Source organism: Streptococcus sp. HJ1 (assembly GCF_052399005.1).
In the GTDB taxonomy this organism is placed as follows: Bacteria; Bacillota; Bacilli; order Lactobacillales; family Streptococcaceae; genus Streptococcus.
This window is the reverse complement of sequence record NZ_CP199005.1, coordinates 1,258,057-1,274,032: the sequence shown is the minus strand read 5'-3', so window position 1 is coordinate 1,274,032 and position 15,976 is coordinate 1,258,057. Positions and strand designations below refer to the sequence as shown.

The window sequence follows — 15,976 nt, the reverse complement described above, 5'->3', positions numbered from 1 at the left end:
GTAAAATGGAAAAATTAATTGCCTATAAACGGATGCCCTTGTGGAATAAACAGACCATGCCTGAAGCAGTTCAGCAAAAGCACAATACTAAAGTCGGCACTTGGGGAAAAATTACTGTCTTGAAGGGGGTACTCAAGTTTATTGAGTTGACTGAAGATGGTGAGGTTCTAGCTGAGCACCTCTTTGAGGCAGGGGCTGACAATCCTATGGCACAACCGCAAGCCTGGCACCGAGTAGAGGCTGCAACAGACGATGTAGAATGGTACTTGGAATTTTATTGTAAACCTGAGGATTATTTCCCTAAGAAATACCAGACCAATCCAGTCCATTCGGAAGTCTTAGAGGCTATGCAGACGGTGAAACCAGGAAGAGCCTTGGATTTGGGTTGTGGTCAGGGGCGTAACTCTCTCTTTCTCGCACAGAATGGTTTTGATGTGACAGCTGTGGATCAAAATGAATTGTCCCTTGAAATCTTGCAAAGCATTGTGGAACAAGAGGATCTAGACATGCCTGTCGGACTTTATGATATCAATTCTGCCAGTGTTAGCCAAGACTATGATTTTATCGTTTCAACAGTTGTTCTGATGTTCCTACAAGCGAACCGCATTCCAGCTATTATCCAAAATATGCAGGAGCACACCACGGTCGGTGGTTACAATCTTATCGTCTGTGCCATGGATACAGAGGATTATCCTTGCTCAGTCAACTTCCCATTCACCTTTAAAGAAGGGGAGTTGGCGGACTACTACAAGGATTGGGAATTGGTCAAGTATAATGAAAACCCAGGACATCTACACCGTCGTGATGAAAATGGCAATCGCATTCAACTACGCTTTGCGACCATGCTAGCCAAGAAAATCAAGTAAATCAAGTAAATCAAACTTATACCAGCGAATAGAAATCACTTTGCAAGGTCTCTATTCGTTTTTGTTTGCGTTGGTTGATTGGGGCGAGCAGGATTTTATGCTATACTAGAAGTAGGAAATCTGAGTAGTAGAACTGTGTTGCTGATACTCTCAGCGCAAGAAAGTCTTTATGATGGAGGTGGTCGAATGACGAGTCTTTTAGTGGAGCTGTATGATCGGCATGTATTGGAAAAGAATGTCTACCAAGCCTTTATCAGTGATTGTGACGAGATTCTTTTTCTATCTTTGACGAAAATAAGCAAAGAAGAGAAGCTCTCTCTCCGTCAGTTTATCATGGAAGAGGTGCCTCATATTCAACGAGTGACCTTTCGTCAGTTATCCTTAGAACAACTAGCAGACCAGTTAGATTATTGTCTAGAAGGCTATGAACAAGTCCTTCTCGATGTTTTTGGTGGGGATTCGCTACTAGCCTTATCTCTCTATCAATACGGCTTGGATCGGCAGCTCCCCATCGTTGCCATGGATGTCGAGCGGGGAAAACAATACAAGTGGGTAGCCGGTCAGTTAGAAAAAGAAGATTTGGACATTCCAACCCTAAGCATCCAACAGCTGATAGCCTTGCGTGGTGGAAAAATGCTCAAATCAAAACGCCCTATCCACTCAGCTCAGCAAATTGCAGCCATTAAAAAACTAGCCAGCTCCGCCATTGCCAATCCTGCCCACTGGTATCAAGTGACCCAATTTTTCTCTCTAGCTAAGACCAATGACCTGCATGCTGAGACAGAAAAGATACTGGAAAACAATGGCAGGTATTATCACTATCCAGAATCCCTCATCCCTTTACTTGTGGAAGCAGGGATGCTTTGTATTGAAAGCGAGGACAAGAAACGAGTAGCATACAGCTTTCCAAGTCAAGAAGCTCAAGTCTTTTGCCGCAATAAGGGACATATTTTAGAGGTATATCTCTATCTCTTGGCGCTTGAATCTCAGCTGTTTGATGAGTGCATGATAGGCGGTGAGATTGATTGGAATGGCATCTTTCCAGAGGCAGACAATGTTCAAAATGAGATTGATGTTATTCTGAGAAAGGGCCGCTCGATTACCTTTATCTCCTGCAAGATGACAGATTTATCAGTTGAAGCCATCAACGAACTAGAAGTCTATGCCAATCATTTTGCTGGGGAGAGTTGCCTCAAGTTGATTGTTTGTACGGGGAAAATCAATCCAGCTTATGCCAATCGCTGCCAAGAATACGGCGTGCTGGTCATTAGAAGTGAGCAGATTCCCAATCTCATTCCCATGCTAAAAAAATATTCTAAGAGACAAAAAAGATAAGAAATAATATTAAGAAAGGCTGGAATTCCAGCCTTTTTTAGTTCTTTTTCGAATAAATGAGAAAAGGAGGTAGCCCATGTTTGTAGCCAGAGATGCCAAGGGGAATTTGGTGAATGCCCTTGAAAAAGATGTGACCAAGCAAGCTTATACTTGTCCAGCCTGTGGGGGCAGACTACGATTACGCCAAGGACAGAGTATTCGAACGCACTTTGCCCATGAAAGGTTAAGGGATTGCATCGCTATTTTCGAGAATGAAAGTCCAGAACACATGGGCAACAAAGAGGCCCTTTATCATTGGGCCAAGAAGGACAATCAGGTCGCCTTGAAATATAGTCTGCCCGAGATTCAGCAGGTTGCGGATGTTCTCGTCAATGGGAAACTAGCACTAGAAGTTCAGTGCAGTCCCTTGTCTCAAAAGCTTTTAGGCGATAGAAGTCAAGGATACCGCAGCCAGGGCTATCAGGTTATCTGGCTACTGGGAGAAAAACTCTGGTTAAAAGAGCGATTAACACAATTGCAAAGGGGATTTCTCTATTTTAGTCAAAATATGGGTTTCTTTGTTTGGGAACTGGATCTCAAAAGGAAAATTTTGAGACTCAAATATCTTCTGCATCAGGACCTACGTGGCAAGCTTCATTTTCAGGTCAAGGAATTCCCTTATGGACAAGGAAATCTCTTGGAAATTCTACGATTTCCTTATCAGAAACAAAAGCTAGCTAGTTTTTTAGTTGAGCAAGATACCACTATCTGTCACTACATTCGCCAACAGTTGTACTACCAAACCCCTTACTGGATGAAGAAGCAGGAGGAAGCTTATCATCAAGGAGACAATCTATTAAATCGTCAACTGGACGACTGGTATCCTCAGGTCAGACCGATAGAATCAGGTGATTTTTTGCAGATTGAAACGGATTTGACTAGCTATTATAGAAATTTTCAGGCTTACTATCAAAAAAAACCGAAAAATAATTGCCAAAAGCTCTATCCACCAGCCTTTTATCACTTATATTTCTCAAAAAATGTGGTAAAATAGAAAGGATGGAGGAATCTTATGGTATTACAACGACATGAAATAAATGAAAAAGATACATGGGATCTTTCAACGATCTACCCAACAGACCAGGCTTGGGAAGAAGCCTTGAAAGATTTAACTGAAAAAGTACAAACAGCATCTCAGTATGAGGGGCATCTCTTGGATAGTGCAGACAGTTTGCTTGAGATTACAGAATTCTCACTTGACTTGGAACGCCAAGTTGAAAAGCTTTATGTCTATGCGCATATGAAAAATGATCAGGACACGCGTGAAGCCAAGTATCAAGAGTACTATGCTAAGGCAATGACCCTATACAGTCAGTTAGAACAAGCCTTTTCATTCTATGAACCTGAGTTTATGGAGATTAGTGAAGAGCAGTATGCGGCCTTCCTAGAAGCTCAGCCAAAACTCCAAGTTTACAAACACTTTTTTGACAAGCTCTTGCAAAAGAAAGACCATGTTCTTTCGCAACGTGAGGAAGAATTACTTGCTGGAGCAGGAGAGATCTTTGGCGCGGCTAGTGAAACTTTCGCCATCTTGGACAATGCGGATATTAGCTTCCCATACGTCTTGGATGATGAAGGCAATGAAGTGCAACTCTCACACGGTACTTACATCCGTTTGATGGAGTCTAAAAACCGTGAAGTGCGTCGTGGTGCCTATGAAGCCCTTTATGCGACTTACGAGCAATTCCAACATACTTATGCTAAGACTTTGCAGACAAATGTTAAGGTGCAAAACTACCGCGCAAAAGTTCGCAACTATAAGAGTGCTCGCCATGCAGCCCTCGCAGCTAACTTTGTTCCAGAAAGTGTCTATGACAATCTAGTTGCAGCAGTTCGCAAGCATTTGCCGCTCTTGCATCGTTACCTAGAACTTCGTTCTAAAATCTTGGGTATTTCCGACCTCAAGATGTACGATGTCTACACACCGCTTTCGTCAGTAGATTATAGCTTTACCTACGAAGAAGCCTTGAAAAAGGCAGAAGAAGCTTTGGCAGTTTTAGGTGACGACTACTTGAGCCGTGTTAAACGTGCCTTCAGTGAGCGTTGGATTGATGTCTATGAAAACCAAGGCAAGCGTTCTGGTGCCTACTCTGGTGGTTCTTACGATACCAATGCCTTTATGCTTCTCAACTGGCAGGACAATCTAGATAATCTCTTTACTCTTGTCCATGAAACAGGTCACAGTATGCACTCTAGCTATACTCGTGAAACCCAACCTTATGTTTACGGAGATTATTCTATCTTCTTGGCTGAGATTGCCTCAACGACTAACGAAAATATCTTGACAGAGAAATTGTTGGAAGAAGTAGAAGACGATGCAACTCGCTTTGCTATTCTCAATAACTTCCTAGATGGTTTCCGTGGAACAGTTTTCCGTCAAACTCAATTCGCTGAGTTTGAACATGCCATCCACCAAGCAGACCAAAATGGAGAAGTCTTGACAAGTGATTTCCTCAATAAGCTCTACGCTGACTTGAACCAAGAGTACTATGGACTCAGCAAGGAAGACAATCCTCAGATCCAATACGAGTGGGCACGCATTCCTCACTTCTACTATAACTACTATGTTTATCAGTATTCAACAGGTTTTGCAGCTGCTTCAGCCTTGGCTGAGAAGATTGTCCATGGTAGTCAAGAAGACCGTGACCGCTATATCGACTACCTCAAAGCAGGTAAATCAGACTATCCACTCTATGTCATGAGAAAAGCGGGTGTTGATATGGAAAAAGAAGACTATCTTAACGATGCCTTTGCAGTCTTTGAACGTCGCTTGAACGAGTTTGAAGCCCTTGTTGAAAAATTGGGACTAGCTTAAGATGGTAGAGTCTTATAGTAAAAATGCCAATCACAATATGCGCCGGCCTGTCGTCAAGGAAGAAATCGTTGAACTCATGCGCCAGCGTCAAAAGCAGGTGACAGGTTCCTTAAAAGAATTGGAGACCTTCGCGCGTAAGGAAAACATTCCCATTATTCCCCATGAAACGGTCGCGTATTTCCGTTTTCTCATGGAGACCATACAGCCCAAGAACATTTTGGAAATTGGGACAGCTATCGGTTTTTCAGCCCTCTTGATGGCGGAACATGCGCCAGATGCTAAGATTATAACCATTGACCGTAATCCTGAGATGATTGGTTTTGCAAAAGATAATTTTGCTCGATTTGATAATCGTACGCAAATCACTCTTTTAGAGGGAGATGCAGTCGATGTTTTATCCAGTCTGACAGAAACTTATGATTTTGTCTTTATGGACTCGGCCAAGTCCAAGTATATCGTCTTTCTGCCTGAAATCCTTAAACATTTGGAAGTCGGTGGAGTGGTGGTCTTGGATGATATTTTCCAAGGAGGAGATGTTGCCAAGGACATCATGGAAGTCCGCCGTGGTCAACGAACCATTTACCGTGGTTTGCAAAGACTTTTCGACGCAACTTTGGATAATCCAGATTTAACAGCAACTTTAGTTCCACTTGGAGACGGTATTCTCATGCTACGAAAGAATGTAGCAGAAGTAGAGCTTCCTGGGAGCGAATAATTTTCAGAAAAATTTAAGAAATTATAGTAAAATAGATAAGGTAACACTTACCGTAAAAGGAGTAAACATGAAGAAAAAACTTATGGCAGGAGCCATCACACTTTTATCAGTAGCAACACTTGCAGCTTGTTCAAACAGTTCTGAAGGAAAAGATTTGATCAGCATGAAGGGCGATGTGATAACGGAACATCAATTCTTTGACGAAGTAAAGAACAATCCAACTGCTCAACAAGTCTTGCTAAATATGACCATCCAAAAAGTATTTGAACAACAATATGGATCAGAGGTAACGGATAAAGATGTGGATGACGCCGTTGCTGAAGAACAAAAGAAATACGGTGATAGCTACAACAGCGTCCTTCAACGTGCAGGTATGACTCCTGAAACTCGTAAAGCTCAAATTCGCACCAGCAAATTGGTTGAATTGGCAGTTAAGAAGGCCGCTGAGAGCGAATTGACAGACGAAGCCTACCAAAAGGCTTTCGAAGCGTACACTCCAGATGTAACTGCTCAAATCATCCGTATGGACAATGAAGACAAGGCAAAAGAAGTACTTGAGAAAGCTAAAGCAGAAGGTGCGGATTTTGCTCAATTAGCAAAAGACAACTCTAACGATGATAAAACAAAAGAAAATGGTGGCGAAATCACTTTTGACTCTGCTTCTACAGAACTTCCAGAACAAGTCAAGAAAGCAGCCTTTGCCTTGGATGTGAATGGTATTTCTGATGTGATTACAGCTACTGGAACACAAGCATACAGCAATCAGTTCTACATCATCAAAGTAACGAAGAAGACAGAAAAATCTTCTAACTTGGATGATTACAAAGAAAAATTGAAGACAATCATCTTGACTCAAAAACAAAATGATTCTGCCTTTGTTCAAGGAGTAATTGGTAAAGAATTGCAAGCTGCTAATATCAAGGTCAAAGACCAAGCCTTCCAAAACATCTTCACCCAATACATCGGTGGTGGTGACTCAAGCTCAAGCAACAGCTCTTCATCTAACTAAAAACTTAAAATACAAATCTCAAGAGAGGTTTGTATTTTTTGCTTGAACTAGAAAATAAGTAAAATTCGAAGGATTAAAGGATAAGAGTTTTTTTCTTTCTGAAAAAGTGGTATAATAGCAATCAAAACTAGAAAATAAAACGGAATTGGGAACAGAAGCGTCTGTTCCTATTAGAGTGGTGAAATATGAAAATTAGTAAAAGGCACCTACTAAACTATTCCATTTTGATTCCTTACTTCCTTTTGTCGATTTTGGGACTGATTGTGGTTTATTCGACAACGAGTCCAACCCTGATTGAAGAAGGGAAAAGTGCCTTTCAATTGGTGCGTAACCAGGGGATCTTCTGGATAGCTAGTTTGATTCTGATTGCCTTAATTTATAAATTAAAATTAGGTTTCCTAAGAAACGGACGTCTTATTTTTATCGTAATGATTGTGGAGATGGTTCTTTTAGCTCTGGCGCGACTGGTCGGAACACCTGTCAATGGAGCATACGGATGGATTTCTGTCGGACCTGTAACGATTCAGCCTGCGGAGTACCTTAAGATTATCATCATCTGGTACCTGGCACATCGATTTTCAAAACAACAAGATGAGATTGCGATTTATGACTTCCAGGTTTTGACACAGAATCAGTGGCTACCTCGAGCCTTTAACGACTGGCGTTTTGTTCTGCTGGTTCTGATTGGAAGTTTGGGAATTTTCCCAGACTTGGGAAATGCGACCATCTTGGTCTTGGTGGCGCTCATCATGTATACCGTAAGTGGGATCGCCTATCGTTGGTTCTCGACCATTCTAGCTCTCTTGGCAGGAAGTTCAATGTTAGTCTTGTCTGTCATTCGCTTTGTTGGGGTTGAAAAGTTCTCTCAAATACCGGTATTTGGTTACGTTGCTAAACGTTTCAGTGCTTTCTTTAATCCCTTTAATGACTTGGCGGGGGCAGGACACCAGCTCGCAAATTCCTACTATGCAATGGTAAATGGTGGCTGGTTTGGACTGGGACTGGGAAATTCTATCGAGAAGCGTGGTTATCTGCCAGAAGCCCATACGGATTTCGTCTTTTCGATTATCATCGAAGAGTTTGGATTCGTAGGAGCCAGTATGATTTTGGCTCTACTCTTCTTCTTGATTTTGAGAATTATCTTAGTCGGAATTCGAGCTAAAGATCCTTTTAATTCTATGGTTGCTATCGGTGTCGGAGGGATGATCCTTGTTCAGGTCTTTGTCAATATCGGTGGGATTTCAGGGTTGATTCCTTCTACAGGGGTAACCTTCCCCTTCCTTTCACAAGGTGGGAACAGTCTACTGGTATTATCCGTAGCCATCGCGCTTGTACTGAACATTGATGCAAGCGAAAAACGTGCCAAACTTATCAGAGAATACGAGAATCAAACCGATGAAAGTCTGTAAGAATTGTATGGAAAGGAAAGTATATGTCTCTTCAAAAATTAGAAAACTATAGTAATAAAGCAGTCGTCCAAGAAGAAGTCTTGATTCTGACTGAGCTATTAGAAGATATCACAAAAAATATGCTGGCGCCAGAAACCTTTGAAAAGATTATCCAGTTGAAGGAATTATCAACTAGCGAGAATTATCAAGGGCTCAATGACCTAGTGACCAGTCTTTCGAATGAAGAAATGATTTACATTTCACGCTATTTCTCTATCCTTCCACTTTTGATCAATATCTCTGAGGATGTGGATTTGGCCTATGAAATCAATCACCAAAACAATGTGGACCAAGACTATCTAGGGAAACTATCTACAACAATTAAGATGGTAGCTGAAAAAGAAAATGCAGCTGAAATTTTAGAAAAGTTAAATGTCGTCCCTGTCTTGACCGCCCATCCAACGCAAGTACAACGCAAGAGTATGCTGGATTTGACCAACCATATCCATAATCTTTTACGTAAGTACCGTGATGTCAAACTAGGCTTGATTAACAAAGAAAAATGGCACACGGATCTCCGTCGTTATATTGAAATTATCATGCAAACGGACATGATTCGTGAGAAGAAATTGAAAGTAACCAACGAAATCACCAACGTGATGGAGTACTATCAAAGTTCATTTTTGAATGCTGTTCCACGTTTGACAGCTGAGTATAAGAAACTAGCTAAAGAACAAGGCATCGAGCTCCAACATCCAAAACCGATTACCATGGGAATGTGGATTGGAGGAGACCGTGATGGCAATCCTTTCGTAACTGCTGAAACCCTCAATAAATCTGCCTTGACCCAGTGTGAAGTTATCATGAATTACTACGATGAGAAGATTTATAACCTCTATCGTGAATTCTCACTCTCAACCAGTATTGTGAATGTCAGCGACAAGGTTCGTGAGATGGCGCTGAAGTCACAAGATAACTCGATTTATCGTGAAAAAGAACTCTATCGTCGTGCTCTTTTTGATATCCAAGCTAAGATGCAGGCAACCAAGGCTTATCTCATTGAAGACAAGGAACTTCAGCCTAGATATGCCACTGCAGATGAATTCTATCAAGATTTGTTGGCCATTCGCGATTCTCTCCTTGAAAACAAAGGTGACTACCTGATTTCTGGAGAATTCGTCGAATTGATGCAAGCTGTCGAGATCTTTGGTTTCTATCTTGCCTCTATTGACATGCGCCAGGATTCTAGTGTTCACGAAGCCTGTGTGGCTGAATTGCTAGCATCAGCTGGTATCAACGACCACTATAGCGATCTGTCTGAAGACGAAAAATGTAGCCTTCTCTTAAAAGAGTTGGAAGAAGACCCTCGTATCCTCTCAGCAACTCATGCTGAAAAGTCAGAACTTCTTGAGAAGGAACTGTCTATCTTTAAAGCTGCCCGCAAGTTGAAGGATAAACTGGGTGAAAATGTCATTCGTCAAACCATCATTTCTCACGCAACAAGTGTCTCCGACATGCTAGAACTAGCCATCATGCTCAAGGAAGTCGGATTGGTGGATGCTCAAAAAGCCCGCGTTCAAATTGTTCCCCTCTTTGAAACCATCGAAGACTTGGATCATTCGGAAGAAACCATGAGAAAATATTTCTCTCTTCCTTTGGCTAAAAAATGGATTGCTTCAAAAGATAATTACCAAGAAATCATGCTTGGCTACTCTGATAGTAACAAAGACGGTGGTTACCTGTCATCGTGTTGGACCCTCTATAAAGCCCAACAACAACTGACTGCTATTGGGGATGAATTTGGCGTTAAGGTCACTTTCTTCCATGGTCGTGGTGGGACTGTCGGTCGTGGTGGTGGTCCAACATATGAAGCCATTACATCTCAACCGCTCAAGTCTATAAAGGACCGTATCCGTCTGACTGAGCAAGGAGAAGTGATTGGAAACAAATACGGTAACAAAGACGCTGCTTATTACAACCTTGAGATGTTGGTTTCTGCAGCCATTAACCGTATGATTACCAAGAAGAAGAGTGATACCAACACATCAAACCGTTACGAAGCTATTATGGATCAAGTAGTGGACCGTAGTTATGATATCTACCGTGACTTGGTCTTTGGAAATGAACATTTCTATGACTACTTCTTTGAATCAAGTCCGATCAAGGCTATTTCAAGCTTCAATATCGGTTCGCGTCCAGCAGCTCGTAAGACCATCACTGAAATTGGCGGTTTGCGTGCCATTCCTTGGGTCTTCTCATGGTCACAAAGTCGTGTCATGTTCCCTGGATGGTATGGTGTAGGATCAAGCTTTAAAGAGTTTATTGATCAAGATCCGAAAAATATCGAGTTTCTTCGTGACATGTACCAAAACTGGCCTTTCTTCCAATCATTGCTTTCCAATGTAGACATGGTCTTGTCTAAGTCTAATATGAACATTGCCTTTGAATATGCCAAGCTCTGTGAAGATGAAGAAGTGCAAGCTATCTTTTACACTATTTTAGATGAATGGCAATTGACCAAGGATGTTATTTTAGCTATCGAAGGTTATGACGAACTCTTGGCAGAAAACTCTTACCTAAAAGACAGTCTAAACTATCGTATGCCTTACTTTAATATCCTTAACTACATTCAGTTGGAGTTGATTAAACGTCAACGTCGTGGTGAATTGTCAGCAGACGAAGAAAGATTGATTCATACAACCATTAACGGAATTGCAACAGGTTTGCGTAATTCAGGTTGATATTTTCTAAACTTCCTTTTTTTCTAGGGGAAGTTTTTGAATTGTTTAAAAAATTCTAAAAATAGTCTTGACAAGTAATTGAAAAATGATATAATTTAAACATTCAGAAAGTAATCATTGAAGTTTTTTAGAGAGTCTGTGCTTGGTGGAAACAGATAGATGAAAGTGATGAAAATTGGGCTGAATGTTATAAAGAATTTGAAATCATAAGAATTCGGTGAGCACACCTTACAGTGCAACTCGTGAATGCGAGAAAGAGCGATAGGGATAGTCCCTATAATTGAGGTGGCACCGCGCATCGACGTCCTCACACAAGTTTTTTGTGTGAGGACTTTTTCTATTAGGAGGATGATGATGGAATTTAAACGATGGCATCGCTTGATGATGTGATTTAAAAAGTTAAGATAAAAGAATTAAGGAGAAAGAATATGAAAAATAAACGTTTGATTGGAATTATCGCTGGATTAGTAGTATTGGTAGTGGCTAGCTTGATTTATTCATCAATGAACAAGCCAGCAGCTAAGGAAGAGCAAAAGGTTGCTAAGGTTGGTGTCCTTCAATTTGTTAGTCACCCATCCTTGGACTTGATTTACCAAGGGATTCAAGATGGACTAGCTGAAGAAGGCTATAAGGATAGCCAGGTAAAAATCGACTTTATGAACTCTGAAGGTGATCAGAGCAAGGTTGCAACCATGAGTAAACAATTGGTAGCAAATGGAAACGATGTAGTTGTTGGGATTGCAACACCAGCAGCTCAAGGACTTGCAAGTGCTACTAAAGATCTACCAGTTATCATGGCTGCTATTACAGATCCAATCGGTGCTAACTTGGTCAAAGATTTGAAAAAACCAGGTGGCAACATCACAGGGGTATCAGACCACAACCCAGCTGAACAGCAAGTGGAATTGATTAAAACTTTGACACCAAATGTCAAAACAATCGGAGCTCTTTACTCAAGTAGCGAAGATAACTCAAAAACACAGGTAGAAGAATTCAAGGCTTATGCTGAAAAAGCAGGTTTGACAGTCGAAACATTTGCTGTTCCATCAACAAATGAAATTGCTTCAACAGTTAATGTCATGACCAGCAAGGTCGACGCTATCTGGGTTCCAATTGACAACACCATCGCATCAGCATTCTCAACAGTTGTTTCAAGCAACCAAACAGCTAAAAAACCAATCTATCCAAGTGCCACTGCCATGGTAGAAGCAGGAGGATTAGCTTCTGTAGTAGTTGACCAACACGATCTTGGAGTGGCTACTGGTAAAATGATTGCCAAAGTTTTGAAAGGTGAAAAACCAGCTGATACTCCAGTTAATGTCTTCTCAACTGGTAAATCGGTTATCAACAAAAAATTAGCGCAAGAACTTGGTATCACAATCCCTGAGTCTGTTCTAAAAGAAGCAGGACAAGTGATTGAATAAAGATAAAGGAGGAGTTGGGGACATCTCCTCCCATTTTTACTAAAGAAAGAAATGAGTGAAAGATTATGATAGTATCCATTATTTCTCAGGGAATGGTCTGGGCGATTTTAGGTTTGGGAATCTTTATGACCTTTCGAATTTTAAATTTCCCGGATATGACGACTGAGGGCTCTTTTCCTCTAGGGGGAGCAGTAGCTGTAACCTTGATAACACAAGGGGTTAATCCATTTTTAGCGACCTTGGCCGCAGTAGGAGCAGGCTGCCTAGCTGGTATGTCAACAGGTCTCTTATACACCAAAGGTAAAATACCAACTCTCTTATCAGGGATTTTGGTTATGACTTCTTGCCATTCCATCATGCTCATGATTATGGGGCGTGCCAATCTGGGTCTTCTTGGAACCAAGCAAATTCAGGATGTCTTGCCTTTCGATTCAGACCTCAATCAACTCCTGACTGGCTTTATCTTTGTTGCCTTTGTTATTGGTCTCATGCTCTTTTTCCTAGATACCAAACTAGGTCAGGCTTACATCGCTACAGGTGATAATCCTGATATGGCTCGTAGTTTTGGAATTCATACGGGTCGTATGGAACTCATGGGGTTGGTTCTTTCAAATGGAATTATCGCGCTTGCAGGGGCCTTAATTGCTCAACAAGAAGGATATGCAGATGTTTCTCGAGGAATTGGAGTGATTGTCGTAGGGCTTGCTAGCTTGATTATTGGTGAGGTTTTGTTCAAGAGTTTGACCCTAGCGGAGCGACTCATGACCATCGTTGTAGGTTCTATCGCTTATCAGTTCCTCGTATGGGGCGTGATTGCTCTTGGATTTAACACGAGCTATTTACGACTATATAGCGCTTTGATTTTGGCAGTTTGTCTTATGATTCCAACCTTCAAAAGCAAATACCTGAAAGGAGTCAAGTTTAGCAAATGACAGCAATTGTAGAATTAAAAAATGCTACCAAAGTCATTACGAATGGCTTTGACGAGGAAAAAATCATTCTGAATGATGTTTCTCTTGAGATTTTTGAACATGATTTCATTACAATACTAGGTGGAAACGGAGCAGGGAAGTCAACGCTTTTTAACACTATTGCAGGTACCCTACCTTTAACAAGTGGAAGTATCCGTATCATGGGGGAGGATGTGACGCATTTTTCACCAGAAAAGCGAGCTAAGTACTTGTCTCGTGTCTTTCAGGATCCTAAAATGGGTACGGCTCCCCGTATGACGGTGGCGGAAAATCTCTTGATTGCCAAGTATCGTGGTGAGAAGAGAGGACTTCTTCCTAGAAGACTATCAAGTCATAGAGAAGAGTTTCAGGCTACCATTGAAAAGGTTGGAAATGGTCTTGAAAAACATCTGGACACTCCGATTGAGTTTCTATCAGGTGGTCAACGCCAGGCCTTGAGTCTCTTGATGGCAACCTTGAAGCGACCAGAGTTGCTCTTGTTGGATGAACACACAGCAGCTCTTGACCCAAAAACCAGTGTTGCCTTGATGGAGTTAACAGATGACTTTGTCAGCAAGGATCATCTAACAGCCTTGATGATTACCCACCATATGGAGGATGCACTGAAGTATGGAAATCGTCTGATAGTCATGAAGGAAGGTCGTATTATCCAAGACCTCAATAAAGAAGAAAAAGCTAAGATGAAAATCTCAGACTACTATCAATTATTTGAATAGGTGAGTTAAATAATCATCAAAAAATAGTGAAAATTAACTTAGAAACATGAAAGTGTTTCTGAGTTTTTTATCTCCTCTTTCTATCTGGAAAAATAAGGCAAAGAGAATTACGGAAAGCGTATGAAATGGTTTACTTTTTTTCAGAAATAAGCTATACTAGTTTACGTGAAACTATGATAAGATGGAGGTATTGTGTATGGTTGACAAGCAAGTCATTGAAGAAATCAAAAACAATGCCAACATTGTGGAAGTCATAGGTGATGTGATTTCTTTACAGAAGGCTGGACGGAACTATATAGGGCTCTGTCCTTTTCATGGTGAAAAGACCCCCTCTTTCAACGTTGTGGAAGACAAGCAGTTTTATCACTGTTTTGGATGTGGGCGTTCAGGAGATGTCTTTAAGTTTATCGAAGAATACCAAGGCGTGTCCTTTATGGAAGCCGTTCAGCTCTTAGGAGAGCGCGTCGGTATTCAACTGGCTATGCCTGTCCAGTCTCGTCCTCAACAAGCTTCCCCCCATCAAGCTCTATATGATATGCATGAAGAAGCTGCACGCTTTTACCATGCCATCCTCATGACGACAAAGATGGGAGAAGAAGCAAGGGCTTATCTCTACAAACGCGGATTGACAGACGATGTTCTGAAGCACTTCCAGATTGGACTAGCTCCAGCAGAGAGAACCTATCTCTATCAACGTTTGGCTGACAAGTTTGAGGAAAAGGATTTATTGGATTCTGGCCTGTTTTACCTGTCAGATGGCAATCAGTTTTATGATACTTTTTTTGGACGGATCATCTTTCCTTTGACCAATGACAAGGGACAGGTCATTGCATTTTCAGGTCGTATCTGGCAAGAAACTGACAGTCAGACTGCCAAATATAAAAATAGTCGCTCGACTGCAATTTTTAACAAGAGCTACGAATTGTACCATTTGGACAAGGCAAAAAAGGGAACAGGTAAGATTACAGAGCTCTATCTGATGGAAGGCTTCATGGATGTGATCGCAGCCTACCGTGCTGGTATAGAAAATGCTGTAGCTTCCATGGGAACAGCCTTAAGCAAGGAGCATGTTGACCACCTCAAACGCTTTACCAAAAAAATTGTTCTCAGCTATGATGGCGACAAGGCAGGGCAGGCAGCAACAGCCAAGGCTCTAGAGGAGTTAAAAGACTTCTCAGTTGAGGTTGTTCGAGTACCTGATGCCATGGACCCAGATGAGTATTTGCAAAAGAATTCTGCTGAAGACCTGGCTTACCTTTTAACCAAGACTCGGATTAGTCCCATAGAGTTCTATATTCACCAACTCAAACCTGAGAATAGTGATAACTTGCAAGCGCAAATCGAATTCATTGAAAAGATTGCGCCCTTAATCGCCAAAGAAAAGTCTATCACTGCCCAGAATTCTTATATCCACATTCTGGCGGATAACCTACCTTCCTTTGATTATCAGCAAGTAGAACAGATTGTAAATGAAAGTCGGATTGTTCAAAGGCAGGAGAGAGTCAAGGAGCATCCTACGCCAGTAGTGATTAGTTTGCCTGTGACGCGGCAACTGACAGCAGTTATGAGAGCAGAGGCTCATCTCCTTTATAGGATGGCTGAGAATCCAGTTGTTTTAAATGACTACCGATTAAGAGAAGATTTTTTCTTTGATACCCCAGAATTTCAAATTCTTTACGAATTATTAAGTGTAGAGGGAGAAATCGGATCAGAGGAACTGTCTCATCAGACTCCTGAGGTTGAAAATGCCTGGTACCATGTTCTTGGTCTAGATTTGCCAGCTGAGATGTCGCCTCAAGAACTTTCTGAAGTCGAAGAAACTCGTAACCGTGCCCTCCTCAGCAAGGACAATTTAAGGATTAAAAAGAAAGTGCAGGAGGCTAGTCATGTAGGAGATACAGACACAGCCTTGGAAGAATTGCAACGATTGATTTCCCAAAAGAGAAGAATGGAGTAA

12 protein-coding genes and 1 other annotated feature are annotated in these 15,976 nt (G+C 41.4%); all 12 genes read left to right on the top strand.

The features are described 5' to 3' along the window. Nucleotides 1–5: 5 nt before the first annotated feature. A complete protein-coding gene (gene tehB, locus ACT17O_RS06495) occupies nt 6–866 on the top strand; it encodes an SAM-dependent methyltransferase TehB (RefSeq protein WP_295332547.1) in 861 nt (286 codons plus the stop codon). Between the two features lie 186 nt (nt 867–1,052). Beyond that, on the top strand, nt 1,053–2,201 hold the full coding sequence (locus ACT17O_RS06490) for a hypothetical protein (RefSeq protein WP_444817270.1): 1,149 nt from the start codon (nt 1,053–1,055) through the stop codon (nt 2,199–2,201). A gap of 76 nt (nt 2,202–2,277) precedes the next feature. Then, nucleotides 2,278–3,234, top strand: a complete 957-nt coding sequence (locus tag ACT17O_RS06485) for a competence protein CoiA (RefSeq protein WP_444817269.1) — start codon at nt 2,278–2,280, stop codon at nt 3,232–3,234. A gap of 18 nt (nt 3,235–3,252) precedes the next feature. Further along, a complete protein-coding gene (gene pepF, locus ACT17O_RS06480; RefSeq protein WP_444817268.1) occupies nt 3,253–5,055 on the top strand; it encodes an oligoendopeptidase F in 1,803 nt (600 codons plus the stop codon). 1 nt (nt 5,056) lies between these two features. Further along, nucleotides 5,057–5,770, top strand: a complete 714-nt coding sequence (locus ACT17O_RS06475; protein WP_444817267.1) for an O-methyltransferase — start codon at nt 5,057–5,059, stop codon at nt 5,768–5,770. A gap of 67 nt (nt 5,771–5,837) precedes the next feature. Beyond that, the gene (prsA, locus tag ACT17O_RS06470) at nt 5,838–6,779 is read left to right on the top strand and encodes a peptidylprolyl isomerase PrsA (protein WP_444817266.1); all 942 of its coding nucleotides are present in this window, start codon (nt 5,838–5,840) and stop codon (nt 6,777–6,779) included. Between the two features lie 185 nt (nt 6,780–6,964). Continuing rightward, a complete protein-coding gene (gene ftsW / locus ACT17O_RS06465) occupies nt 6,965–8,188 on the top strand; it encodes a cell division peptidoglycan polymerase FtsW (protein WP_444817265.1) in 1,224 nt (407 codons plus the stop codon). Between the two features lie 23 nt (nt 8,189–8,211). Beyond that, nucleotides 8,212–10,908, top strand: coding sequence for a phosphoenolpyruvate carboxylase (gene ppc, locus ACT17O_RS06460; protein WP_444817264.1), 2,697 nt, complete (start codon nt 8,212–8,214; stop codon nt 10,906–10,908). A gap of 95 nt (nt 10,909–11,003) precedes the next feature. Continuing rightward, nucleotides 11,004–11,220, top strand: a binding site (T-box leader). 116 nt (nt 11,221–11,336) lie between these two features. Continuing rightward, nucleotides 11,337–12,332 carry a tryptophan ABC transporter substrate-binding protein gene (trpX, locus tag ACT17O_RS06455; protein WP_206283585.1) on the top strand — a complete coding sequence of 332 codons (996 nt, stop codon included), beginning with the start codon at nt 11,337–11,339 and terminating at the stop codon, nt 12,330–12,332. 65 nt (nt 12,333–12,397) lie between these two features. Further along, on the top strand, nt 12,398–13,264 hold the full coding sequence (locus ACT17O_RS06450; protein WP_444817263.1) for an ABC transporter permease: 867 nt from the start codon (nt 12,398–12,400) through the stop codon (nt 13,262–13,264). After that, nucleotides 13,261–14,019, top strand: coding sequence for an ABC transporter ATP-binding protein (locus ACT17O_RS06445; RefSeq protein WP_444817262.1), 759 nt, complete (start codon nt 13,261–13,263; stop codon nt 14,017–14,019). Before ACT17O_RS06450 ends, ACT17O_RS06445 begins: the two co-directional genes overlap by 4 nt. A gap of 196 nt (nt 14,020–14,215) precedes the next feature. Beyond that, nucleotides 14,216–15,976: a DNA primase gene (gene dnaG, locus ACT17O_RS06440; protein ID WP_444817261.1), complete on the top strand. Its 1,761-nt coding sequence runs from the start codon at nt 14,216–14,218 to the stop codon at nt 15,974–15,976.